Origin of the sequence: Bradyrhizobium sp. 197, assembly GCF_023073375.1 — a bacterium.
In the GTDB taxonomy this organism is placed as follows: Bacteria; Pseudomonadota; Alphaproteobacteria; order Rhizobiales; family Xanthobacteraceae; genus Bradyrhizobium.
The window spans coordinates 23945-48080 of sequence record NZ_JADPJJ010000172.1 but is presented as its reverse complement, the minus strand read 5'-3'; the positions used below and the strand labels follow the sequence as shown (position 1 = coordinate 48080).

The 24136-nt window shown below is 61.1% G+C and carries 23 protein-coding genes and 1 pseudogene; 8 read left to right on the top strand and 16 right to left on the bottom strand.

Features of this window, described 5'->3' with window-relative positions; genetic code table 11:
• Nucleotides 1-1504: 1504 nt before the first annotated feature.
• Nucleotides 1505-1699: a hypothetical protein gene (locus tag IVB27_RS37900; RefSeq protein ID WP_247447701.1), complete on the bottom strand. Its 195-nt coding sequence runs from the start codon at nt 1697-1699 to the stop codon at nt 1505-1507.
• Between the two features lie 686 nt (nt 1700-2385).
• Between IVB27_RS37900 and IVB27_RS37895 the strand changes: the two genes are divergently transcribed.
• Together IVB27_RS37895 and IVB27_RS37890 are read left to right on the top strand one after the other, a co-directional pair.
• The gene (locus IVB27_RS37895) at nt 2386-2607 is read left to right on the top strand and encodes a hypothetical protein (protein WP_247447700.1); all 222 of its coding nucleotides are present in this window, start codon (nt 2386-2388) and stop codon (nt 2605-2607) included.
• Nucleotides 2607-3070: pseudogene (locus IVB27_RS37890) on the top strand (hypothetical protein). The gene IVB27_RS37895 and the pseudogene IVB27_RS37890 overlap by 1 nt, the downstream one beginning before the upstream one ends.
• Before the next feature lie 445 nt (nt 3071-3515).
• On the opposite strand, the gene IVB27_RS43925 reads toward IVB27_RS37890, so the two are convergent.
• The 3 genes from IVB27_RS43925 to IVB27_RS37880 all read right to left on the bottom strand — a co-directional run bounded on the left by IVB27_RS43925 (nt 3516) and on the right by IVB27_RS37880 (nt 5035).
• Nucleotides 3516-3680, bottom strand: coding sequence for a DUF7662 domain-containing protein (locus tag IVB27_RS43925; RefSeq protein WP_524536548.1), 165 nt, complete (start codon nt 3678-3680; stop codon nt 3516-3518).
• Nucleotides 3681-3777: 97 nt separating this feature from the next.
• Nucleotides 3778-3966, bottom strand: a complete 189-nt coding sequence (locus tag IVB27_RS37885) for a hypothetical protein (RefSeq protein WP_106946043.1) — start codon at nt 3964-3966, stop codon at nt 3778-3780.
• Nucleotides 3967-4729: 763 nt separating this feature from the next.
• Nucleotides 4730-5035, bottom strand: coding sequence for a hypothetical protein (locus tag IVB27_RS37880; RefSeq protein WP_247447699.1), 306 nt, complete (start codon nt 5033-5035; stop codon nt 4730-4732).
• 327 nt (nt 5036-5362) lie between these two features.
• Between IVB27_RS37880 and IVB27_RS37875 the strand changes: the two genes are divergently transcribed.
• Both IVB27_RS37875 and IVB27_RS37870 read left to right on the top strand, forming a co-directional pair.
• Entirely contained in the window at nt 5363-5575 is a 213-nt protein-coding gene (locus IVB27_RS37875; protein ID WP_129276097.1) for a hypothetical protein, read from the top strand.
• A 61-nt stretch (nt 5576-5636) separates the two neighbouring features.
• A complete protein-coding gene (locus IVB27_RS37870) occupies nt 5637-5801 on the top strand; it encodes a hypothetical protein (RefSeq protein ID WP_247447698.1) in 165 nt (54 codons plus the stop codon).
• A 41-nt stretch (nt 5802-5842) separates the two neighbouring features.
• On the opposite strand, the gene IVB27_RS37865 is transcribed toward IVB27_RS37870, so the two are convergent.
• The 4 genes from IVB27_RS37865 to IVB27_RS37850 all read right to left on the bottom strand — a co-directional run bounded on the left by IVB27_RS37865 (nt 5843) and on the right by IVB27_RS37850 (nt 10026).
• The gene (locus IVB27_RS37865) at nt 5843-6094 is read right to left on the bottom strand and encodes a hypothetical protein (protein WP_247447697.1); all 252 of its coding nucleotides are present in this window, start codon (nt 6092-6094) and stop codon (nt 5843-5845) included.
• A 1339-nt stretch (nt 6095-7433) separates the two neighbouring features.
• Nucleotides 7434-8429 carry an ABC transporter substrate-binding protein gene (locus IVB27_RS37860; RefSeq protein WP_247447696.1) on the bottom strand — a complete coding sequence of 332 codons (996 nt, stop codon included), beginning with the start codon at nt 8427-8429 and terminating at the stop codon, nt 7434-7436.
• Between the two features lie 20 nt (nt 8430-8449).
• Complete coding sequence (locus IVB27_RS37855; RefSeq protein WP_247447695.1) at nt 8450-9259, bottom strand: ABC transporter ATP-binding protein; 810 nt, start codon at nt 9257-9259, stop codon at nt 8450-8452.
• Nucleotides 9256-10026: an ABC transporter permease gene (locus tag IVB27_RS37850; protein ID WP_247447694.1), complete on the bottom strand. Its 771-nt coding sequence runs from the start codon at nt 10024-10026 to the stop codon at nt 9256-9258. Before IVB27_RS37850 ends, IVB27_RS37855 begins: the two co-directional genes overlap by 4 nt.
• A 106-nt stretch (nt 10027-10132) precedes the next feature.
• Here IVB27_RS37850 and IVB27_RS37845 point away from each other — a divergent pair, with 106 nt between their 5' ends.
• Genes IVB27_RS37845 through IVB27_RS37835 form a run of 3 tightly spaced genes read left to right on the top strand, consistent with a single transcriptional unit; the run spans nt 10133 to nt 13605 of the window.
• Nucleotides 10133-11260: a mandelate racemase/muconate lactonizing enzyme family protein gene (locus tag IVB27_RS37845; RefSeq protein WP_247447693.1), complete on the top strand. Its 1128-nt coding sequence runs from the start codon at nt 10133-10135 to the stop codon at nt 11258-11260.
• Nucleotides 11260-12855 (top strand): GMC family oxidoreductase, encoded by a 1596-nt coding sequence (locus IVB27_RS37840; RefSeq protein ID WP_247447692.1) that lies wholly within the window; start codon nt 11260-11262, stop codon nt 12853-12855. Before IVB27_RS37845 ends, IVB27_RS37840 begins: the two co-directional genes overlap by 1 nt.
• Before the next feature lie 27 nt (nt 12856-12882).
• The gene (locus IVB27_RS37835; protein WP_247447691.1) at nt 12883-13605 is read left to right on the top strand and encodes a GntR family transcriptional regulator; all 723 of its coding nucleotides are present in this window, start codon (nt 12883-12885) and stop codon (nt 13603-13605) included.
• A gap of 54 nt (nt 13606-13659) precedes the next feature.
• Here IVB27_RS37835 and IVB27_RS37830 read toward each other — a convergent pair whose 3' ends face one another.
• Genes IVB27_RS37830 through IVB27_RS37795 form a run of 8 tightly spaced genes read right to left on the bottom strand, consistent with a single transcriptional unit; the run spans nt 13660 to nt 23103 of the window.
• Complete coding sequence (locus tag IVB27_RS37830; protein ID WP_247447690.1) at nt 13660-15450, bottom strand: chloride channel protein; 1791 nt, start codon at nt 15448-15450, stop codon at nt 13660-13662.
• 2 nt (nt 15451-15452) lie between these two features.
• Entirely contained in the window at nt 15453-16427 is a 975-nt protein-coding gene (locus IVB27_RS37825; protein WP_256468494.1) for a formylglycine-generating enzyme family protein, read from the bottom strand.
• A gap of 3 nt (nt 16428-16430) precedes the next feature.
• Nucleotides 16431-18074, bottom strand: coding sequence for an arylsulfatase (locus tag IVB27_RS37820; protein WP_247447688.1), 1644 nt, complete (start codon nt 18072-18074; stop codon nt 16431-16433).
• A gap of 32 nt (nt 18075-18106) precedes the next feature.
• On the bottom strand, nt 18107-18880 hold the full coding sequence (locus IVB27_RS37815; protein ID WP_247447687.1) for a GntR family transcriptional regulator: 774 nt from the start codon (nt 18878-18880) through the stop codon (nt 18107-18109).
• A 4-nt stretch (nt 18881-18884) separates the two neighbouring features.
• The gene (locus IVB27_RS37810) at nt 18885-19937 is read right to left on the bottom strand and encodes an ABC transporter ATP-binding protein (RefSeq protein WP_247447686.1); all 1053 of its coding nucleotides are present in this window, start codon (nt 19935-19937) and stop codon (nt 18885-18887) included.
• Nucleotides 19934-20773, bottom strand: coding sequence for a carbohydrate ABC transporter permease (locus IVB27_RS37805; RefSeq protein WP_247447685.1), 840 nt, complete (start codon nt 20771-20773; stop codon nt 19934-19936). The genes IVB27_RS37810 and IVB27_RS37805 overlap by 4 nt, the downstream gene beginning before the upstream one ends.
• Complete coding sequence (locus IVB27_RS37800) at nt 20770-21705, bottom strand: carbohydrate ABC transporter permease (RefSeq protein ID WP_247447684.1); 936 nt, start codon at nt 21703-21705, stop codon at nt 20770-20772. The genes IVB27_RS37805 and IVB27_RS37800 overlap by 4 nt, the downstream gene beginning before the upstream one ends.
• Nucleotides 21706-21708: 3 nt before the next feature.
• Nucleotides 21709-23103, bottom strand: a complete 1395-nt coding sequence (locus IVB27_RS37795) for an ABC transporter substrate-binding protein (protein WP_247447683.1) — start codon at nt 23101-23103, stop codon at nt 21709-21711.
• A gap of 260 nt (nt 23104-23363) precedes the next feature.
• On the opposite strand from IVB27_RS37795, the gene IVB27_RS37790 reads away from it, so the two are divergent.
• On the top strand, nt 23364-23615 hold the full coding sequence (locus IVB27_RS37790; RefSeq protein ID WP_247447682.1) for a beta/alpha barrel domain-containing protein: 252 nt from the start codon (nt 23364-23366) through the stop codon (nt 23613-23615).
• Nucleotides 23616-24136 lie beyond the last annotated feature (521 nt).

Genomic DNA, 24136 nt, shown 5'->3' with positions numbered 1-24136 from the left:
TATCGATTCCTAGTAGCCCGGAACGCGCGCGAGCTACCTCTTGTCGTAGGTGGGGAAAAGTCCCTTGAAGCTCCGCCGGTTCACGCTGGCAGGTGCTCGCCTGAGCCGACAAGCTAAATAAGGCCGCCGGGCAAACAATACCTTGTCCCGGCGGCTCGATATCCGTCCAGCCCCGGGACGGGATTAGCAAAAATCCCGGATACTCCTGAGTATTGGCGCAGAGTGTGAAGGTTCAGTTCGCTTCAGAAAATGTACCACAAAGCCCGCCGGCTCACGTTAGCAAGCTGCCATGCTACAATCGAAGAGCGATCGGGAGTCCTCTGCCCGCAGTGGCTGATAGCGATGCCGAGGGCCGTGCCACTAGTTTCCTTGTAGCGATTCAATCAGCTGCAGGTAGGGAGTGCGCAGAATGATTAGGCCGATTTTATTTGCTTCCGTTGCTTCGGTTCTGGTCGGCGGCGCTGTCCAGGCTCAGCAGGGCGGGGCTCGCAACCTTCAAAATTGGAAAGGTGCCAGGAGCTCCCTACCGAACGCGGTTTTTCGAGCGCGGGCGGAAGAGCAAAGGGACAAGGGCACGCATGCACGGGAAGCAGAGCTGAGGGGCCATCTTCGGACGGGCCGGTTCACCGGGCCATTCTTTCTTGGAAGGAAGCGACGATAAGCGCCTGGGCCGCTTGGGCTGGCCTCCGGATGATGTAAGTTTCCTTGCAAATCCCTAATGATTCGGGGGGCCGTGGGTACTTTCTTACTCTCGCTCGCAGCGTGCGCTGTTGGTGTTCTTCTCCTACTTGCATTCAGCTGATAGGACCGAATCCAGACGCATGAGTTGCCTTGAATCCTCAGCCCAGCGCCGAGGTTAAGCCTTTCGGCGGGTTGTTTTTGACTGTGTGAGATTGAGCGCGTTCACTCCATGACGTGGATGGAGACGAACGTGATCACTTGGCTGCTAGTCATCATCATCGCGGTCAGCGTTGCGATCCTGATCGCCCACGCGATTGACGCCATACGTTCCTGAAAGCGCAGGGCAGGGGCGCGAGACGTCTGAGGTACGGCAGCGGTTCGCGCGAGAGTTCATTCGAGATGTCCCCACTCTGTAGGTCTAGCGCTTAATCGCGGCCGCAAGCTGATTGCTGGGGCGCTCAATTCCTACCTTCGTGATTATTCCTTCCTATTCGCCGAACGGCCATCATGACTCGCTGACCCACGCAGGATCGCGCCGCGCTGGCCACAAGGCTCACCGCCCCTCGAGATCGGAGAGCCTGCATGTCCGTCGGAGAGGCCGCAGCACCGCCGCAGGCGGCCGCGCGGGCTATTTGATCGACCTGTCTGATGTGCAAAGGCGGCCGGGCTCGCCGCCGGCGGCTGACCAGGCCGGCCTCGTGATCGACGTCACGCCGAACCCTAGCTCATGAACGTGCCGCCCGGAATCACCTGGCGGCCTACCGCAGGTCATTAGCTGGAGCCGGTGGGCGAGATTGGTGCGCTTACCTGATTGATCAGCGGATCAAATGAGCGTTTCCTCCTCCGCCTTTCCAGCAATGAAGTCAGCAATGCGCTGAGCCTCTCGCGGATTTCCTTGCATCCACAGACCTATAAAAGCGGAGGACACGATCGCCACTGGAATGAGACCGGCCTTCTGTCCAACCTGACTGAAAAGAAGGTGAGGATCTCGGTTAGCCTGGTTGACCTCCTTGACCACCGTTTTTACTCGTTCTTCTTGCTCCGGCTGATGCGATTAGGGAAGGTAACCCTCGGCCGCAGGTCTCGGCTCCTGAAGTCGCTTTTTGCGAGCCGTAACCATCGACCTGATTCAGAGGTGAAATGCAGGTGCGGTGAGAATGCGGCACCATCCGCGTGCCGCGATCTTGACGCTGGCAGTTTCTCCGACGTGCTCCTCCAGGTGCCGCCGGCTCTAGAAGTTGCGCCCAACGGGACGGTGCCCGCCCCTCCGAGCTGCTGGTTGAGTGGTGCCGTCCCGGACCTGGCGATGGATCTCTCCATCGCAGGCGCGCGCCCTGCGCAAGTATTCACATGGCACTGGGCACATCCGGCCAACCCCGCGACCGTTTTGGTTGCTGCCCGCGTCTCGCCCAAATCGCGCCGGCTGCCAAAGGCCGCACCGTCGGCAAGCCGCATTGCCACCGGTGAATATCGGCTGGTGGGATCTCGTCCCGCTCAGGCTCGGGCACTGTCAGTTCCTCAATCGTGCTCGGTCCACGCGTGACGACATTGACGAAGCGAGCGCTTGTCCGGCACGTCGTGCCAGGCGAAATACGTAGTCCCGCCTAGTGAGGCGCACGACATAAAAATATGTCGGCGCTCACGAAAATAGGAACGAGGTGTCCGCTTTCACATTCCTTCCGAAGTGCAATCGGGAGCCTCAGCATGGCAACGCAGATCGTGATGGATCACAGCGGCGACAGCCGCTACTTCTTCGACAACTCCAGCGATGATGCTCTGGCGGAGGCGGAGAGACGTTTTCTTGAATTCACCGCGAAAGGATACACCGCAGCGGTGCGGAGCGGCCCGGAGGAGGTAACCAGGATCACCACATTTGATCCGACCGCCGAAGAGACATTGTTTTTTCCGCGGCTAGTCGGTGGGTGATGGCCAGGTGGAGGAACTTAGCTCGAGTCAGTCGGTGGTCCCTTCGTAGCCTGTCTATAGGGAAGCTCTATGAAGCATCCAAGGACGAGAAAACGATTTACGCTCGTGCGCTACGCCTCCTTCGTTCTTGGCTTTCGCCTCAGCAGAGGGCGGACTTTGATAGGAAGGGATATTTCGACGTCGTGGGATGCGATACTGGGAAGCGATACCGAATCCGGCGTGGGACGTCCGCCAACGTCAACGAGATAGACGAATACGGGCGGCTCGGAACGGGGCACTGCTTCGTCCCGTTAGGTGGCTTGGCTCAGGGCGACGTCATGCTTGCCCAGAAAGTAGCTCTCGAAACCGACGAGAACCGCGCGTGAGCATAGCCAACAGCTTCCCGGGACCGCTAAGCTGGCGCCTACCCAGGCGTCGCCCCCCGGACGCTAGGAGCTCGGGCGTACGCCTTTCCCCGAGCTAGACTCGAGCCACGGTGCTGCTCAATGCGGTGACGCTACAGCGGCCTCTCGATCGCAACCACAACCTTGGTGGTTGACGACTGTTGGATCATCTGTCCGGTACCACCGATGGCGCACATTGCCTTGTTGGTTTCGGAGTGCAGCCCCAACCGATCGGTTCTTGAAATCGGCAATACGGGAAAGGTCTTCGTCGTCTGCTGAGTAAGCCGCTATTCGGCCTGAGCGATAACCCAAGGAATAGGGCGTTCAAACGGCAGCTACTTTGTCTCAAAAAATGCAGTTCTGCACCTCGTTTTCTTGAACGCGGCCCTGGATGAAAAGCGCCGAAGGGCTGCGGGGAAGGGCAAGAACAGTCCACCGCCTTCGGATTAATTTCCCCCTGGAGTGACGCTGCCCGGACGCGCAGGAAAGCTCGACACAAAGGTGGCGCGACGTGAAAGCCTTCAGTTAGGGTCGATGGAATTCGCCCGCCCGCTGTTTCAAAGAAACTCTAGCCGCGAAGCCTGCCTGCAGCCACGCCATGGCCTGCGTGTGCCCAGCTTTGCGTGAACTCTCATTTCCCCACCAGGCACTGAACTCATAAGCTGACGGCGGTAACGGCCTCTCGAGAATTTACTCGATTTCCGAGAACGTGAGCCGAATAGTTTGCGCTCTTGTGCGCCCCAGCTCCCTCGATTGCGGATCGTAAACGGACATGACGCTCGGCTCGTCACGTCGGCCGGTCATCGCCGCTCGCGGGAATGTTGAAGCCGCGCGCTGCAAGTTCTAGCTCGAGCTCAGTGATCCGCTCGAAGATGCGAGCAGCAATCGCCTCGGAATCTTCAGCGCTTAATGACCGAATGCCTCTTAGAGATAGCTCGTCCCTGAGAACCTTCGCCACAAGCAGTTGGATTGCCATTGGATTAAATCCTAAAAAGACGATCCAACCGCAACCGAAGGGCGGACGCAAGTGTTAGGTGGTGCTGCCGTGCTTTGGCTAGTTGTCTTGGCTCGGAATGCTGAAGCTCCGCAGCTACTCGCACAAGCGTTTCTGCCGCAGCCCTTAACAGCAAACCCGTGTGCCCCATCGGGTGCCCTAACCCGCGTGATCTGTAGCCGATTGGCCGTCTCGCTTTGCTTGAACACGAGTCGTTAGCTTATCCAGCTTCGATTGCTCCTCGCTGAGACGTCTTTCGACATACTGCCGTTCGAACTCCGTCAGAGTGGTTTGCAATAACAGGTGGTAGCGTTGAATATTGTTGCGATGTGCCCGGACCAAATCGTCGTCAATCATCGTCGTCGGCTTTCCGGGAGTGAAACGACAAACAATTCATCATCGAGCGAGATGGGCAGGACCGAGCAACAGTAGGCCGGAGCATCTCCGCCGCTCTCTGCATGCTAGTGAGCTTTTCTTTCCCAATCTGTGAACTATTTCACACGGCCTTGCGATCGTCGGCTAGGTGGCAGCAGACACAGTGCAGTGGTTTGACCGGGCGTGGGTCGGCTGCATCCAGCCCGATGACGGCGGTATGGATGCCTAGCACAGTGGGGCGCGCCGGCTCATCGAGCTTGGCTGAAGGCCAGATGGTTTTCTATGAAGTCCAAGTCGATCAAAAGCGCAGGAAAAGAGGTGCCAAGTCTATGCGTCTGACGACTGTGGCGCCAATGGCATGGCGGTTTGATCACTGCATTTTCTGCGCGAGGTCTCTCAGCAGCGTGTGAAGAAAGTCGCTGGCATGGTCGTATTGCGCGTTGCCGTTCGTGATTTGACGGACGCGTGGATCCATTAAGCGACCAACGGTTTCGGAGCCGAGCAACTCAGCTCTGTCCGACCACTGCTGCAGCAGCGTATCGGGTATATCGTCCGCAGATCCAAACGTCCGCAAAAGGGAATGTCCGGCCTCAGGCTTGTGGTCGTGATGAGCCTTCGCCGCATAGAAAGCGAATAGCCCCCGGAAGGCGTCACGGGAAACGGCAGGTTTTCCCATCGCAATGTCCCATGAAAAAAATACGTTCTCAATGGACGCAAGTTTGACGCCTCCGATCGGGAAAAGCTACAAAAAACCAATTCGAAGGGTTTGCCGTCGGACGCTGAGTGAAATGCCAACCCGTCAATGATCGTGACCGATTTTGACGGCGGCCTGGTTGGGCATTCGAGGCGCTCTCTGGCTGTTCTTGTTCCCCAGCCGCTCCATTGGCTGAAGCGCGAGCCGGCGGAGGGGCCATCTGTAGGAGCCAGCGCAGAAGTTGCGCCGACCGCGCGGCTTGCACTAAGCTCATTCGATTAGATCCGAATTGTTTTGTGGAGTAGCGTCATGTCGAGTGCAATTGAGTTGATTGTGGATGGCTACGCAAGAGTGAAAGACCGCCAGTCGCTTGAAGAGCTGAGGATCCATCGCCGGCGACTTGCCGGAGACCTGAAAGCCTGGGTGGGCTTTGACTGCAGGTTGTCGATTGCGCAGATCGAGCAGGACATCGCGGCAATAGAGGCGGGACTGGAGACGTTGTCGGGGCCGGTCGGCGGCTAAGCTAAGGAGCCTCCCGATGGCGGCGTGCGCGCAAGGAGGGCAAGTGCTGCGATCTTTCGTCATGGCTGCCCTCATAGCGGTTTGGCCGTGCTCGTTTGCGCTGTGCCTGACGTCGGAGGAGATTGTCGCTAAGCTTCGCGCCGCAGGCTGCTCGCAGATCGAGGTAGTGCCGGCCGGAAAGATCAAGACTTACAAGGCCGTCAAGAAGGTACCGCGCGCTCGCTAATCGTCGACAGCACTGGCCACATTGCAGAGGTGGCAAGGTAGCTAGACGGGCAGACGTAGCCAGACATCCTTACTGGACAGCGTGCCTGTTGGGGTCGCAATCTCCATATCGACAACACGAAACGAGCCATGACTTTCATATACGTAGCGAAGGTGCCAGACCGGGCCGGGTTCCGGCGAGATGGCGAAGTCGTCCAAGGCAGACGCGACGTATCGAATGGCATCGCGATGTCGCATCGGCGCGGAGAACATCGCCTCTATCAGCGCGGCCAGGCTCATGCCGCCGACCAGCATGGCTCGTGCCGCTTCGTCGCCGTGAGTAAGCCGGAGCGCGGTCCGATTGCCGCAATAGCGTCGGGGTTCTTCAGAGCCACGGTAGATTCGCTTCCGCCAGCAAAACCATAATGCGGATGCCACCCCTTTCGTGCAAGCGGCATCGATTCTCCGCCAACTGTCCCAATGGCTAAATGCCCAGGGCGAGCCGCCCTTGCGAACTTCGATCAGCAGTATTGATGGTAGTGCCTGAGCGGAGCAGACGGGAAAGCTGCGGCTGGGGTACGGCTTGAGCCGTTCTCAAGGTCCTCCGTCTATGAGGCCTCGACGACAGCGCGTACCTTGAGGGGCGCTCACCGGTTCACGCTGGCCTGCCGTGCGGCGAAGGCCGCAGCGGGAGGTTAACTCGCTGCGGCTCACGCGTCGTCAAATGAAGTCGGGTTAAAAACACCAAGTGAAATATATAGCCAGCCCCGGTAGCAAAAATTCTGCCGCAGCTTTGTCTCTTTTGCAAACGCAATTTCGGTAGAACAGAAATCCACCAACCGGGCATTCTGTTCCGATGCCGGAACAATTCTGCTTTTCTACCGCTGGGAAGCGAGGGGGCGCTGCACAGAGACCCAGTCAATCTGGCCGGTTGAGACCCGGTTACGGGCATTACGCCGATAGGACCGACTGCGGACGCAAGAGTTGCCTTGAGTCCGCAGCCCCGCGCTGAAATTAAGCTTTTCGGCGACTTGTTTTTGACTGTGCGCGTTTGAGCGCGTTCACTCCATAATGTTGATGGAGACGAACGTGATCAGTTGGTTGTTAGTGATCATAATCGCGGCCAGCGTTGCGGTCCTGATAGCTCACGCGATCGACGCCATCCGCTCCTGAAGACGAGCGCAGCGGCGGAAAGTGGCGCCCAATCTGATGACTATTTGAAGGACGGAGCATCCGTCGGCTTGCTATTCCACAAAATCCGGGTGGCGGATGCTTGGCGAGAAGCGCCCTGTGTGCGTTTCGGATCAATTTCGCCTGAGTTAAGCAGAACGGCCGTAGAAGCTAGGTGGCGACTATATAGCCGTCGAATGAACAGTTCCTGTACTTCCAGATCGGCCGGGCGCAGCGTTGCTTGGCCTCGAACGAGACGGCCGAAACAGGGGCAACAGCGGTCCTACAGTGATGAGCAGGGCCAATGAAGCCGCAGGATCGCTCAGTGTCATGCAAACGGAGGCGGTTCGCCGCCAGTACGCTTCAACTAAAAGGGACCCCATATCATCGACTGATCAGCTTTCGAAACGAAAGCCTTTTCAACATGAAGAGAGCGCGGGTGCTACGGCTCCTTGCAAGGGAGCCGCCAGCTTCCGCGATCAGATCACACGATTGTTTTTAGATACAGACTGGGATCGAAATATTTGGTTGCCGGCGTGGAGTCCTTGATGCCTGCGTTGGCCATGAAGAAATCTGTCGACTGCTGCAGCCAGTTGGTGACCGTCCCGTCTGAGTACATTCGCTTCCACTCCCTGGACGTGAACATCTTCTGGGCCTTGAACGATTCGTTGATGTCGGCCAGCGGGGTTTGGCTATAGTGACCCTTCTGCAGCTTCTCCATCGCTTCGTTGCTGTTCGCGACAATGTAGTCATTCGCATCCGCCCAGCCACGGATCAGCTTCGCCAGCGTTTCCTTGTTTGGTTCGGAATAATCGTTGGCCGCCGCCCAGCCGCCGATGATAGCGGCCTTTGGATAGTAGGCTGACGCATCGGCGAGCTTGACCGCCCCTGGCACCTTGTCCCGAACCGTGACGTTGAAGGGTACCCAAAGAGCGACGGCCGGTACCGCGCCGGAGATAAAGGCGGTCACGGCCGCTGGCATGGTCTGGTTGACGAGTTCGACCTCCTTCGGATCGACCTTGTTGGCGCGAAGCGCGGTATCCAGGAACACATGCGCGGTGGTACCGGTCGCGGTCGCGATCCGCTTGCCCTTCAGGTCATCAAACGACTTGATGCCCTGGTCGCCGCGAACCCAGAGCTGTGCGGTCGCGACCTCAATGTCGTTGATCAGGAACACCTTGCCCTGCCCCCGGGCAGGGAAGTTCGAGAGCACGGCGCCGGTGGCCAGTACGTCGAGGCTGCCGCCGATCAGCGCCTGGAAGATCTCGAGGCCGGTGTTGAACTGTCGCAGCTCGAGATCGAGGCCCTGCTTTTCAAAGGAACCGCGATCCATGCCGGTCCAGATCTGGCCGTCGACCGCGACAGTGTGCAGATAGCCGACTCGGACTTTCGTTTTCGCTTGCGCGATCGCCGGTGCTGAGGCCGTGAAGGTGCCGAGCGCAAGGCCCGCCGTCGTGGTCAGAAATTGTCTGCGGTCCATGGTATCCTCCGTTTTGTTTGTTATTCCGAGAATGATGCCGGACGCATTTGCGCCTGCTGCGCGCGATACTCGTCCATGACGAGCTGCCTGATGTAGCTTCGCAACTCGGCGAATTCGGCCCGCTCCTGGATTGATTCATCGCGCGGATAGGCGAACGGCACGTCGATGATCTCCCTGATCCGTGCCGGCCGCGCGGTCACCACCACGATGCGGGAGGCGAGGTAGATCGCCTCTTCCACGGAGTGGGTGATTAGCATGACAGTCTTGCCTTCGGTCTCGAGCACTTTCAGCAGTAGGTTCTGCATGTTGGATCGGGTCTGGGCATCGAGCGCACCGAACGGCTCATCCATCAGCAGGAACTGCGGCTTGACGGCATAGGCACGCGCGATCGCGAGCCGCTGACGCATGCCGCCGGATAAATGCTTCGGATAGGAGCTGGCGAAGTCGGACAATCCCATCAGACCGAGATAGTGATCGCAGATGGCATCGCGCTCACCGGCCGGGACGCGGTTGGCGCTGAGCTTCAGGCCGAAAGCTATGTTCTGCTTCACGGTCAGCCACGGGAAGACGCCATATTCTTGAAAGATGACGCCGCGCTCGGGCCCGGGGCCCGCGACGGGACGTCCGTCGAACAGCACATTGCCGGTCGTGGGCCTCTGGAAACCCGCGAGCATGCTCATCATCGTGGTCTTGCCACAGCCGGAGGGGCCGATCACCGCGATGAAATCCCCATCGTTGATGTCGTAGCTTACGTCCTCGACGACGTTGAGGCGGCCCCTCGGAGTTTCGAATGACAACGAAACCTTTTCGAACTGCGCACGCTTCTTCATGCGATGACCCGATCCTGCCACACCAGCAACCGCGCCGTGATCTTGCGCAGGATCATGTCCATGAGCAGAGCGATCAGGCCGATGCAGATGATGCCAACATAAATGACATCGAGCAGGAAATAGGTGGAGGCATTCTGGATCATCGCACCAAGTCCGCGCTGGGCCGCGATCAGCTCAGACGCGACGAGAGTTGCCCAGGCCACGCCCAATGCGACCCGCAGCGCGGTGAGGATATGCGGGACGGTGAGGGGAATGATGACCTTGCGGAAGATTTCCGCCTGAGTGGCGCCGAGGGTCTGCGCCACGCGGATGTAGAGAGGCGTGATCTGCGAAACGCCTTCATACATCACGATCACGCCGGAGAAGAACGATGCGTAAAGCAGGATGACGAGTTTTGCGACCTCGTCCACGCCGAAATAGACAATCACCAGCGGGATCAGCGCGATTGGTGGCAGCGCGCGGAAAAAGTTGATCATCGGGTCGGCGAAGGTGCGGGCCGGGCGATACCAGCCGAGCAGGAAGCCAACGGGCACCGCTGCAAGAATCCCGAGCGCGACGCCGAAGAAGACGCGTCTGGTCGAGGCGAAGATGTCGACGAGGAGGCCTTCCTTCGTGAGAAGCTCGAAGAACTTGGCGGCGACCTGGTGCGGGGCGGGGATCAGCGAGACGTTGACGAAGCCGCTCCAGCGCACCGCGTACCAGAGCAGGATTGCACCGATCCACGGAATCAATCCGAGACCAAAGCGTCTTACGCCAGCTCCGTTCATTCGACGCGTCCACCCGGATAGCGGTTGATATTTCCAAGGGTCATATTATAAATAGGATGACCATACAAGAGCGCCTTTGGTCATAGGCGTCGCAGGCCTTCTGAGCATGACATCGTCGCCTTTCACCATTCGCAGCGTCCAGGCTTTCGGCTATCGCTATCCGTTGACGACACACGTCATCACCTCGTTTGGGCGGATGGCGGATCGGCCTGCCGTTTTCGTTTGCGTCGAGGATACGGACGGTTACGTGGGTTGGGGCGAGGTGTGGTGCAATTTTCCGGCGCCGGGCGCCGAGCACCGTGTTCGGCTGGTCAACGAGGTTCTCGCGCCAGCCCTTATCGGATTTAGTGCGCAAGACCCATCAGCTGCTTTCGAGCGCCTGACGCAGGGAACCTCGGTGCTCGCGCTACAATCCGGCGAAGCGGGTCCGTTCGCGCAGGCTATCGCCGGCATCGATCTTGCTATCTGGGATCTCCACGCGCGCCGCCAGAACGTTGCGCTGTGGAAACTGCTCGGCGGATCCCGGAACAGGATCAAGGTATATGCCAGCGGCATCAATCCCGCAGGGTCAGAGCGAGCCGCAGCGGCATCCCTCGCGCGTGGCTACCGCGCCCTGAAGCTGAAGATAGGTTTCGATCCGGTGGCCGACCGTGCCAATCTGGCGGCCCTGCGGCGGCTTGTTGGCGAAGGCCTGCTCGCCGCTGACGTTAACCAAGGCTGGACCATCGCGCAGGCGCTTGAGCTTGCTCCGCAGCTGGAGGCGTTCGGCCTTGGCTGGCTCGAGGAGCCGATCCGCGCCGACCGCCCGCGGCAGGAGTGGAAGCAGCTCCGCCAGTTAATCAGCTTTCCGCTCGCGGCGGGCGAGAACATCGCCAGCCACGCCGGATTTGCCGAGGTGCTGGGTGAGCCGGTTCTCGGCGTGGTCCAGCCGGACATCGCGAAATGGGGTGGACTCTCGGCGTGCGCGGGCATCGCCCGCGATATCCTGCAGTCAGGCAAGATGTTTTGTCCGCATTATCTTGGTGCCGGCATTGGACTTCTCGCATCGGCCCATCTTCTGGCCGGCATCGGCGGCGACGGGCTGCTGGAAGTCGATTGCAATGAGAACCCGCTGCGCGATCGCTTCTGTGGCCCCGTGCTTGATGTCCGGGAGGGTGCGATCGAACTCGGCGACGCGCCAGGTCTTGGGCTCACGCCTGATCTTGCGTCGATCGAACAGTACCGGACCGCGTGATGTCACCGCAGGGCTACGATTACATTATCGTCGGCGCGGGCTCCGCCGGCTGCGTGGTCGCAAACCGGTTGTCAGCCGATCCCGCCTGCCGCGTGCTGCTGCTGGAAGCCGGTGGATCGGACCGGAATTTTTGGCTCAGGCTTCCGGTGGGGTACTATCGGACCATCTACAACGAACGTTTCTCGCGCCTGTTCAGGACGGAGCCGTCGGAAGGCAGCGGCGGCCGTTCCATCCTCTGGCCGCGCGGCCGTGTGCTCGGCGGATCCTCGTCGATTAACGGCCTGATCTTCATCCGCGGCCAGCACGAGGATTTCGACGACTGGGAACGCCTTGGCGCCGATGGCTGGAGCTATCGTGACGTCCTGCCGTATTTCCGGCGCTACGAACGCTACCGCGGAGGCGAGAGCCAGTTTCACGGCGGCTTCGGCGAGTTCGAGGTCTCTGATCTCCGCAATGACAATCCGGCGTCCAGGGCGTGGGTCGAGGCAGGCGCGCAGTTTGGCCTGCCACGCAATCCGGACTTCAACGGCGCAACCACGCTCGGCGTCGGCACCTACCAGCTCGGCATCGGGCGTCACTGGCGGACCAGCTCCGCCTCTGCGTTTCTGCAACCGATTGCCGGCCGTCGAAACCTCTCCATCGTTACCCATGCGCATGTCAGCAAGGTCGTTTTCAACGGACGCGTCGCGACCGGCGTCGAATGGATCAGCAAGGGACAAGTGCACCGCGCGACAGCGGATCGCGAGGTCATTTTGTCAGGCGGGGCGCTGCAGTCGCCGCAGATCCTTCAGCTTTCCGGCGTGGGTCCGGCTGATCTACTGCGCAAGCTCGGCATCACCGTCGTTGCCGATGCTTCGGAAGTCGGCGCAAATCTTCAGGACCACTATCAAGCCCGGCTGATCGTCCGCCTGAAGGAGCGGATCTCGCTCAACGATCAGGTCCGAAATCCGGTCGAGCTTGCGAAGATGGGCCTGCAGTGGATGCTGGCAGGCAGCGGCCCGTTGACGGTCGGCGCAGGGCAGGTGGGCGGCGCAGCCTGCACCGAATACGCCGTCGGCGGCAGGCCAGACGTGCAGTTTAACGTGATGCCACTGTCGGTCGACAAGCCCGGTGAGCCCCTTCACACCTATTCCGGATTTACTTCTTCGGTCTGGCAATGCCACGGAAAGTCGCGCGGCCGGCTTGCGATCAGTTCGACCGATCCGTTCGAGCAGCCGCGGATCGCGCCCAACTATTTTGCTGAGGAGACCGATCGCAAGACCATCGTTGCGGGCCTGAAGATACTGCGCGAGATCTATCAACAGAAGGCGTTTCGTCCGCTGTGGGACGTCGAGGTGGTGCCGGGAGACGCAGCAAGGAACGATGCCGGGCTGTGGGATTTCGCGCGCAACACGGGTGGCACCGTGTTCCACTGTGTCGGGACCTGCCGCATGGGCCGTGATCAGCGAGCGGTGCTCGATCCGCAGCTGCGCGTGCGCGGCGTCGAGCGGCTCCGCGTGATCGATGCCTCGGTGATGCCGCAGATCACTTCGGCCAACACCAACGCGACCAGCCTGATGATCGGCGAGCGCGGTGCAGCTCTTGTCATGGCCTGATCGGTTCATTGATCTTCCGGAGGCGAGATGGAATTGAATTCCGACAGTCACGTCCCCAAATACGCGCAGATTGCCGACATCTTCCGCCAGCGGATTGCGCGCGGCACCTGGACCCGCGGCTTTCGCCTGCCAGCCAATGAGGAGCTTGCGGCCGAGTTCGGGGTGTCGCGCGTCACGATCCGCCAGGCGGTCGAGCTGCTTGCCCGCGACGGCGTCATCGGGGCCCAGCAGGGACGCGGCACGTTTGTCACGGGCTCTTTGCGGCAGGATCGCTGGCTCAAGGTCGAGACTACGCTGTCGGACCTTGCGGACATGTACCGCGACACCTCGCCGGAGATCATCAACATCTCGGAAAGCCGCAGTGATGCGCCGCTGCTTCCCGAAGACGGCAAGCCGGCCGAGAAATACGTCATTATGCGCCGCCTGCACTCACGCCAGAAGCAGCCTTACTGCGTCATTTCCATCTATCTCGACGAGAAGATCTTTCGCAGGTCGCCAAAGCGCTTTCGCAACGAGACCGTGATCCCGATCCTCAACGATCTCAGGGATCCCGCGATCGCCAGCGCCCGTCAGACGCTTACGATCGGCACCGCGGATCTCGAGGCGGCGCGGCTGCTTCGCGTGCCCCTCAACTCGCCCGTGGCCGAAGTCCGTCGTGTCTTCACAACCAGCGACCGTACAGTGATCTATCTCGGCGAGGTCACCTATCGCGGCGATTTCGTGCGTATCGACATGGACTTGCGGCCGTAAAAGCGCGATGCGGCTTTCCGGCCAAGGTCATGCTCAAACCCGGGCTTTGACCGTCTACCGGGAAAACAATTCCTGGTTCCGACGCTCGAGTTCTTCGCCATAGGTGCGCAGCACGTGGGATTCGCTTAGCGTTCCGATCGCTATGCGACTGTCGCCGCGGTCAACGACTGCTAGGACGTCTGCCTCGCTGCGCTCGAAGGCTTTCAGGATCTCACGAACCGACGTAGTCGGAAGCAGGCATTCATCCTGTTGCTGCGCCAGTGATCCGAGCGGCTCGTCGTCCCGGTTGGCGACCGAATGCAGCGTCGCGGCCGGAACGATGCCGGCATAAGCGTCGTTGGGATCGAGCAGCACGACCTGCCGGACCAGCGCCGGCGAAAACAGCCTTTGCGCCTCGCCGATCGGCATCGTCGTCGGGGCGTTCTCGAAGTCCGTGCGCATCAGGGACGCCGCGCTCATTTGTCTGGCCCAGCCGATGTCCTGCGGGCCACGGATGACCTCGCCCCTCAAATGGAAGCGCCACGTCGCAAAGCTGTAGCCGAAAAGCTCGCGGACAATGAGCGCGCAGACCGATGATGCGACTACCGCGCCAACCGTGACGGAGAAGTCGCCGGTGATTTCAAGCGCGAGACAGACCATGCTGAACGGCGCGCCCAGCACGCCGGTGCCCAGCGCAGCCAGCGCGGCAATGGCAGCGGTGCCCGGTTGCAGGGCGAGCGTAGGAAGAAGGCCGGTCAGCACGATGCTGTAGAGCTGCCCGATCAGCGCGCCGAGCAGTAGTGAAGCGAAGAACAGACCGCCACGGAAGCCCGAGCCGAGCGAGATGGCTGAGGCAAGAATCTTGAACACGATAGTCGTGGTGAGCAGGAGCCATGTCGGATTGCTGACGAGAAGGATCTGCATCGCGCCATGGCCGGCGCCCAGCACGGTCGGCGTCAGCAGGGCAAGACCGCCGAGCAGCACGCCTCCGAGGATCGGCCGTACGAATCCCTTGAATACCATGATGCGCTGAAAGCACCGTTCCGAGAATGCGACTGCGAGCATGACGATAATGCTGACGAAGGCGCAGATGACGCCGATCAGCACGGTTTGCCCGATCATCTCGACGGACACCGGTGAGGGGAAGCCGGGCACCATCAGGAACGACTGGTGCGTCAATTGCCGCGCGACCAGCCACGCAGTAACGGCGCTAGCGGTGACGGGAACAAGTGCGGCGGAAGTGTACGCGCCCAGCACGACCTCGAAGGCGTAGAAGGCGCCGGCCAGAGGTGCAGAAAACGCAGCGCTGATCGCACCCGCGGCGCCGCAGGCGACCAGGAGCCGCATATCGTTACGTCGTGCGGCGAGGCGCTGCCCGACATGAGAGCCGAACATCGCGCAGATCTGGGTGTAGCCCGCCTCCAGTCCGACTGATCCACCGAAACCGTTTGAGAGCAGCGTCTGCATCGAAATCAGGAGGCTGCCGCGAAACGACAGCCGGCCCCCATAGAGCGCATTCGCCTCGATCGCGTCGGCGAGCTGCTGGCCCTTTACGCGTCGGGCGAAGTAGAGCCCGATCAGCGCCAGCACCAAGCCGCCGAGCATCGGGATCAGCAGTGTTCGCTGCCACGAAATCACGCCGGTGGCGCTGAGATGTGCGTCGACAGGAATGTCGAACAGCAGTGCGTGAGAGACCTGGCTGAGGCTCGAGATCGCGGCCACGAGCACGCCGCTGAGCAGTCCGACGACGATGGCGACCAGCACGAGGCCGGTCTCGCGATTGCGCACGAAATTGCGCAGGAACAACGGCATCAGGCGGACGCCGGGAGTACCGGCCGGCTTCGCAGGATGGGGTGCCGACTCCATAACTACGCCGGATCCCGCAGCGGCTCGGTACGCACGACGCGGAAGCCGATATTGCTCGACGAGGAGTTGGGCGTATTGGAGCTTCGCGCCGCGACGCGGTAGCGGTTGCAGTAGGATTCGTGGCAGAGGAAGGATCCGCCGCGCATCGAACGGTTCGGAGCCGGTTCGCGGTTCAAGGGATCGTTAGATGTTGTGAGGCGGTGATAGCTCGGCGAAAAATAGTCCTCGCACCATTCCCAGACGTTTCCGGCCACATTGTGCAGACCGTATCCGTTTGGGGCGAATGCATGAACGGGCGCTGTACCAAAATAGCTATCATCCATGGTATTGCGGTCGGGAAAGTTGCCCTGCCAGATGTTGCAGCGATGCTCGCCGTCGGGCTGTAGCTCGTTGCCCCATGGATAGGTGGCCTGGTCCAACCCGCCGCGCGCGGCCATCTCCCATTCCGCTTCGGTCGGCAGCCGCGTCCCTGACCATGCGCAGTAATTCTGTGCGTCGTTCCAGGAGACGTGGACGACGGGGTGGTCGAGCCTGTCGAGAATGCTGCTCGCCGGTCCCTCTGGCTGTGCCCAATATGCGCGCAGCACCGGAAGCCACCATGGTGTTTCCTGAACGCGTGTCAATTGGACGGTGCGCGTTTCTTCCGGCAACAAGTCTTCAAAGACAAAACTCCAGCCGTAGCGTTCGGCCTCGGTCGTATAGCCCGTAGCGCGGACGAAGTCGCCGAACTGCAGATTGCTCACGGCATGACAGGCGATGGCGAACGGCGACAAGGTGACCGGCCGCACCGGGCCCTCGCCATCTTCGACGAACCTTTTGTCGGCCGAGCCCATGTGGAAGGTGCCACCGACCAATGAGCTCCAGCGGCGCTGGATCATCGTCGGACTACGGGGGATAGCTCCTTGCGCCTCGCTGGACGGCGCCGACTCCTTGCCCGCGTCGCCTCGGATGCAGCAATGTGAACGATCCCCGGTCATGTGCTATTTCTGCTTCTCTTCTTCCCAGAAGGCCGTGCCGCCTTCCGCCTTCATCAATTCGAGAATCTTCTCGCGCGGTATCACGCCGCAACGATTAGCCCATTGCTGATACTGCGCCGTCATCTCGCGGACGCGATCCGGATGTTGCGCGGCTAGATCGTTCATCTCGGTGCGGTCGGTTTCCATGTCGTAGAGTTCCCAGGGGCGAGGATATTTCCGCACCAGCTTCCACTTGCCGGTGCGCACAGCCGCATTGCCTTCGTGCTCCCAGAACAGCGGGCCCCGATTGCCATAAGCCGCCCCGAATGATGGCACCAAGCTCTCACCCTCGCAGGGCAAAATAGTGTTGCCGTTGTATTCACTGGGGTAGGTGGCACCGGTGACGTCGAGAATGGTCGCCATCACGTCGGTGAGCTGGCTTGGATTGTGCCGCAGGCCGCCCTTTTCGGAGATGCCGCGCGGCCAGTGCACAATGAACGGCGTGGCGATACCTCCCTCGTGAACCCAGTGCTTGTAGAGCCGGAACGGGGTGTTGGAGAGATTGGCCCAGGCGGTGCCGTAGCTCTGGTAAGTGTCCTCGCCGCCGGGCATAAGGTTTGGATCGTTGCCGAAACGCACCGGGCGGCCGTCGCGGGTCTTTGCCTGCGCGATCATGAGCTGGTCGACCAGCTCCTTCGCAGTGACGCCTTCCGGAATGTCCTCGGCGCAGGCGCCGTTGTCCGAGAGGAAGATGATTAGCGTGTTGTCCATGTGGCCGGTTTCTTCCAGTGCCTTCAGGATCCGTCCGATGCCCTGGTCCATCCGGTCGATCTGGGCCGCGTAGACTTCCATGCAGCGCAGCGTCCATTGCCGCTGCTCGGCGTCGGTCCACGCGGGCTGCGTCGGATCACGATCGGTCAGGCGCCAATTCGGATGGATGATGCCGTCCTCGACGAGGCGCTTGAGGCGCTCCTCGCGCAGCTTGTCCCAGCCGGCGTCGAAGCGGCCCTTGTATTTTGCTGTGTCCTCGTCATGGGCGTGGAGCGGCCAGTGCGGCGCGGTGTAGGCGACGTACTGGAAGAACGGTGCGTCGGGCTTTTCCGCCTTGTGCTGACGGATGAAGGCTGCCGCCTGGTCGCTGATCGCATCCGTAAAGAAGAAGGACGGGTCCTTGACGGCCTCGTGCTCGATATTGTCGTTGCCGCGGGTCAGCGTATTCGGGTGATAGAAACTGCCGGCACCAATGATGGTGCCATAGAAATGGTCGAAACCACGCTGCATCGGCCAGGCGTCGGTCGGCTCGGTGAGGCTGCTGGCGATATGCCACTTGCCGCTGAGGTAGCTGGTGTAGTTCCTGCTCTTGAGCGCTTCAGCGATCGTTACGCAGCTCTTGTTCAGATTGCCGGCATAGCCTTCGGGACCGTTGCTGTAGGTGAGGATGCCGATGCCGGTCTGGTGCGGATGCAGGCCGGTGAGCAGCGAGGCGCGAGACGGGCTACAGCGCGCGGTGTTGTAGAACTGTGAGTAACGCAGCCCGTTCGCCGCAAGACGATCGAGGTTCGGCGTCTGGACCTCGCCGCCGTAACAGCCAATATCCGAAAAGCCCATGTCGTCGTTGAGGATGAGCAGGATGTTGGGCCTATCAGGGGTTTTTGCGCCATTCGGCATATTTGTCTCCTCGTTATTGACGTGTGGCGATCTTAGTGGCGACGCGTCAGGCTGATGCTGAGGCGGAAATATTTCGGCAGGTAGACCGCGCGCAGTAGCTCCAGCGCCCGTCCGTCCTTGCCGAAGGTGACGCGCTCGATGGCCAGCAGGGGGGACCCGACCTTCACGCCAAGCAGTTTTGCGCTGCCGGCGTCGGCAAGATCGGCGCTGATGGTTTGCTGCGCATCCTTGATGGCAAGGCCGAGCTCGTCCTCAAAGACGCGGTACATGATAATCGAGACCAGGTCGCGCTTTTCGAGATCGAGACCGATGTCAGGCGGATAGAAGGCGTGCTCGATCGCGATTGGCGTCTCGTCTGCGAGCCGCAGACGCTTGAGTTGCCAGACGGCGCGCTCGCGCAGCTGATCGCGAACGGCGGAGTCGTGGCGATTGGTCATGCCTTGCTGCAAAATCCTCGCGCCGGCATGGTAGCCGGCGTCGCGGATGGTCTCCGAAAAGCCCATGAGGCGGCCGACCCAGTTCTCAGGCTGGTTCGAGCGCAGGAATGTGCCGCGGCCGCGTGAGCGGTCGAACATGCCTTCGTTCACCAGCGGCGCAATGGCATTGCGGATGGTGATGCGGCTGACGCTGAAATGACGGCCGAGCTCCGCCTCGGTCATCAGGCGGCCAGTTGCGTCAATCAGCTTGCCGTCGCGAACCTGACTGCGAATGGACTCGCGAATCTGGACGTGCAGGGGCGTCGAGCCTTCCGCGACGACATCGCTGCCGAGCGGAGCGGGTTTCTTCTTGCGGGTTTGAACAGCCATGGTGTCAGAGCCGCATGCGGGTCGTTGGATCAAACAAGTGAATATCTTGGGGACGGGCGGTGATCGAGATGGTCTCGCCTTCGCCGGGAATGTTGCCGTCGCTGACGCGCATGCGGATCATGATGCCGGCGCAGTCGAGATCGAGTACGGCGGTATCTCCGAGGTCCTCGATCAGATCGACGCGCGCGCCGAGTCCGCCCTCCGTCATGCGCAGGGCGCCGGGACGAAGCCCGACCACCACATCACGCTCGCCCGCGGTTGTGGTCGTCGTCTTGAGACGATGCCCGGCAATGATCACGTCGCCGTCGACGTAGCGGGCGGGGACGAGGTTCATCGGGGGATTGCCGATGAAGCCGGCAATGTCGATTGAGTTCGGGCGCGCGAACACCTCAGCGGGCGTGCCGATCTGCTGGATCTCGCCTGACATGAACACCGCCATGCGGTCGGCCAGCGTCATGGCCTCTTCCTGGTCATGGGTGACGTAGACCGCGGTGACGCCCAGCGAGCGCTGCAACTTCTTTAACTCGGCCCGGGTCTCCAACCGAAGCTTGGCGTCAAGGTTGGAGAGGGGTTCGTCGAGCAGGAACAAGCGCGCCTTGCGCACGATGGCGCGGGCAAGTGCGCAGCGCTGCTGCTGACCGCCCGAGAGCTGGCCCGGCTTCCGGTCCAGAAGGTGGTCGATCTTCACTTTTCTTGCTGCTTCTTGCACGGCGGAAGCAATCTCGGCCTTCGGAAGCCTGGCCATCTCGAGTGGGAAGGCGATGTTCTCGGCGACGGTCATGTGCGGATAGAGCGCGTAGCTTTGAAACACCATGGCGATGTCACGATCGCGCGCGTCAGTCGAGGTGACGTCCTTGTCGTCGATCAGCACGCGGCCGGCGGTCGGCGCATCCAGGCCGGCGAGAATGCGCAGCGTCGTGCTCTTGCCCGAACCAGAGGGGCCGAGCAGCGCGAAGAACTCGCCCGGCTTGATGTCGAAATTGACGCCCTTGAGCGCGGCAAACTCGCCGTGCATCTTGACGATGTTGCGAAAACTGACCTGACCCTGGCCGCTCATCGGCGCCCTCCGCCTTTGACTGCACCGACCGTCAGGCCCTTTACAATATGCTTCTGTGCGACCACGCCGAGCACGACGACCGGCAGCATGGCCAGGACCGAGACCGCTGCGAGCTTGGCCCACAGCGTCTGCTCGACGGAGACAAAATTAAACATGGCGACCGTGACCGGCCGCACCGTATTGCCGCTGAGCACAACGGCGAACAGGAACTCATTCCACGCATTGAGGAACACAAACACGACGGTTACGGCGATGCCGCCGCGGACCTGCGGAATGATGATGCGCCACAGCGTCTTGAGCCTGCTGGCGCCGTCGAGATAGGCGGCTTCCTCCATCTCGAAGGGAATGTCCTCGAAATAGGATACCAGCAGCCAGATCGCGAAAGGCAGGGAGAACGACAGGTAGATCAGGATGATGCCCTGATAGGTGTCGATCCAGCCGATGTTCCGCAGCACCAGGAAATAGGGGATGATGATGCCGACCGGCGGCAGCATCTGTGTCGCCAGGACATAGAAGCCCGCGAACTTCTTGCCGCGAAAGCGCAACCGCGCCAACGCATAGGCCGCAGGCACCGCCATCAACATGGTGACGATAGTAGTGCCGACCGAGATGATGGCACTCGAAAGGAGGTTCGGGAGGATCGATCCGGAGCCGAACAGCACGTCGCGGTAGGCCTCCAGCGTCGGCGAGAAAACGAGCTTGGGCGGATAGGCGAGCACGTCGGAATCGGTCTTGAGCGAATTCAGCACGCTCCAGATGATGGGGAACGCCCAGGCCAGCAGGAAGACCATGGAAATCGCGAGCAGGGCGATGGCACGGAGGCGCTTTGCCGTCACTTCGCCCTCCGCAGGGCAAACAGGATGCCGGAGATGATGATGGTCACGATCAGCAGCGCCACCGCCAGCGCCGCACCGTACCCGATTGACAACTCAGTGAAGGATTTCCGGTAGGCATAGAGGTTGAGGATCTCGGTCGCGGTCCCGGGGCCGCCGCCGGTGACGGTGAAGATCGCAGCAAACGCGGTCAGCGCCACCATCGTCCGCATGATGATGACCATGACGATCGCGGGCCGCAGCAAGGGCAGGGTGATGCGGCGGAAGCGCTGCCAGGCCGAGGCCCGATCGAGCCGCGCGGCCTCATAGATGTCCTCGGGGAGTGAGGCCAGCGAGGCCAGCAGCACCATGAACGCGAACGGCGTCCATTGCCAGGTATGGATTGCAATCACCGAGACCATCGCAAGCGTTGGATCGCCGAGCCAGTTCTTGCTGCCGAGACCGGCGTTGATGGCGAGGAAGTCGACGATGCCGAATTCCGGTGCCAGCATGAAAGTGCGCCAGATCATGCCGACCACGGCCGGAGACAGCACGACAGGCAGAATCGCGATGACACGAAACCAGCCCTGGCCGCGCTTCATGTCCATGACCAGCAAGGCGAGCGCCAGCCCGATGATGACCTGGAGCGCGACGGTCGAGCCGGTGTAGACGAGGCTTACCAGCAGCGAAGTCCAGAAGCGCTCGTCGGAGAGCAGCACCTGGTAATTCTCGAATCCGATGAATCCGTTGGTGAACGGCATCGCCAGATCCATCCGGAACACGCTGGTATAGACCAGGAAGAGCAGCGGGAACGTCGTCGTGGCGAGCAGGGCGGAAAACGCCGGTGCAAGCAGGGCCGCTGCAAACCGGCGCTCGCGCTGCGCCAGGACGCGGCCGAAATCGCTGCGCGGCGCCTCGCTCGCGATCCCGGCCGATGTCACCGCTGTCGTCGCCATGGCTCAGCCGCGCATCATCGGTTCGATACGGCGCTGCGCATCGTCCAATGCGGCCTTGATCGTGGCCTGCCCGGAGAGGGCCGACTGGATCGCGGTTGCCATGGTGTCGCCGATCGCGGGCCATTGCGGCACGCGCGGACGCCAGTCGACGTCGGTGTCCTCCTGCAGGGCGCCCATCGTGGCCTCGACGAAGTTCTCGCCAAAACCGTTCATCAGCTTGATGTAGTCGGGATCCTTCCACACCGACGTGCGGTTGACGCCCGAGCGTTTGGTGGGACCGGCGAACTTGTGCGCGGTGCGCGCCTGGGTCTCGGCGCTCGCGGCCCACTGGATGAACAGCCAGGTCGCCTTGCGCTTCTTCTCCGGCAGAGCGGAATTGATCGGGAAGCCCCAGTTCCAGATCGACGTGGTGCGCTTGCCCGAGGGGCCCTTGGGCCAGCGGGCATAGGCGACCTTGCCGATCACCTTGGACTTCTCGGGATTGTTGATGACCGAGGCGGACGAATGTGCGTCGATGTAGCTGGCGACGGTGCCTTGCGAGAAGGCGTCGGCGATATCCGGCCAGTTCCAGTTCGCCGCCGCCGTCGGCGCGTACTTCTTCATAATGTCGACATACCAGGCAAGCGCCGCCTCGGCTTCGGAGCCGTTGACGGTGAGCTTGCCGCCCTTCATCCAGTCGCCGCCGAACTCGCGGAAGATCGAGGGATAGATGTACATGTTCTGGCCGGCACCGGCGACGCCGCGCAGCGCTGCGCCCCAGACCCGATCGTTCGGCGTGTTCAGCGCCGCGGCGTTTGTCATGTAGGCTTCCAGCGTGTCGGCCGGCTTGAGGCCTTTCGCGTCATAGAGGTCCTTGCGATAGACCTGGATGGTGACCTCGCCGTCATAGGGCATGCCGTAGAGCTTGCCGTCGATGCCGTTGGCGCTGCGCCAGGCCGGAATGATGTCGTCGAGCTTGAACCAGGTCTGATCGGTCAGCGATTTGTCTTTCAGATAAGTGTCGAGCGGCTCGACCCACTTGTTCGCGGCATAGAGCGCATAATACATGGGGTCCGCGGCGTGGGTCGCGTAGGTGCCGGTCTTCGAGGTCAGGTCGATGACGCTCTTTTGCCGGATCTGCGCCGGTGGGATTTTTTCGAAGCGCACGTCGATGCCGGTCAGCGCCTTGAACTGCGGCGCCAGCGTGATCAGGTTTTCGAAGTAGCTCGCCGGGATCACCGCAACGGTGATCGTCTCGCCGGAAACCTGCTGCCAATCGATCTGGGCTGATTTGTACGGCGCAAGGTCGGCATCCTGCGCGGCGGCTTGCCGCATAATCGCCGGGCCAAACGTTGCGAAAGCCGCAGCCGCGGTTCCGGTCTTGAGTAGCGCTCGTCGCGTCGGCTTGAATGACGTCATGCTGTCCTCCCGAAAATCCGGATTTTGGGTCCCGGTTAGGTAGGACATTTGCCGGAATGTTATAACAAGTCAACCGCGGCAAAGTAGCCGGGGGTGCGAGAGAATTTGCCAGGCCGAGTATGGTGTCGATCTCCTCGAGCTGGAGAGCCCGGTCGCCGCCAACAGCCCGCCAACCCGCGACGGCAGCGCGGAAGCCAAGGCCGGGCAGAAGGGTTCGATGCGATAGGCGCGATATCTGCTGCGAGCGGAACATTTGCTGGGTGTTGCTGTCGGGCGGCGCTACGCCGGAGAAATTCGAGCGCGTGCCCGACTACTCCTATGCGGCAGGGGCGAGCCGCTTCTTGGCCGGCCGCACGATCCGGCTCGATGCAGTTCTGAAGAATTTTCCGGATCGTGCAGCGGTGTCTGCGAGTCTGCGCAAGGACGGTCTCAACGTGCTCGAACGGCTCACCCAGCTGACCACGGCCAAGGGCACGGCCTGGAATCCGCGCTATCCTGTCTTCACTAATTAGGCAGGAGGGTGATTTCGCTCGCGCCTACTGAAGCACCCTTATCGAGAAAGGCATGTGAGGTCTTGATAAGAGTGATTGATAAGAAAATGCTCAGACGGTCGGATGCGGACTGATAAGGTTTGGCCACATAGCTTATCAGTCTGACATGAAGCTCGCATCCGCCCGTCGACCGCAACCCGTCATCAGCCGAATGACCGTCCTGACGAGAGCCTGCCCGTCCGTCCTACATGGCTGACGGGCGGAATGGTCTCGTATCTCAGGGACATCGGTTTACTGTCTCCCGACCGACCGTCGCTCAATGTGTCTACGGCTGGGGTGTGGTCCGTCCATGCTGCCGGTCGGCGGTACGACCGCTATTCGAGATACACTGGCTTGTTGTCGCTCGTCAGATCGACGGAGGTCCTATTTGGAAGGCTGACGACGCTCAAGTGCGCGGGTTACTATTGGATCGAAGCGCTCGTAATGATGTTTCAGGTAATTGTTGGTCCATCGGGTGGATAGGTCGAGATCAGTTCTGCGGA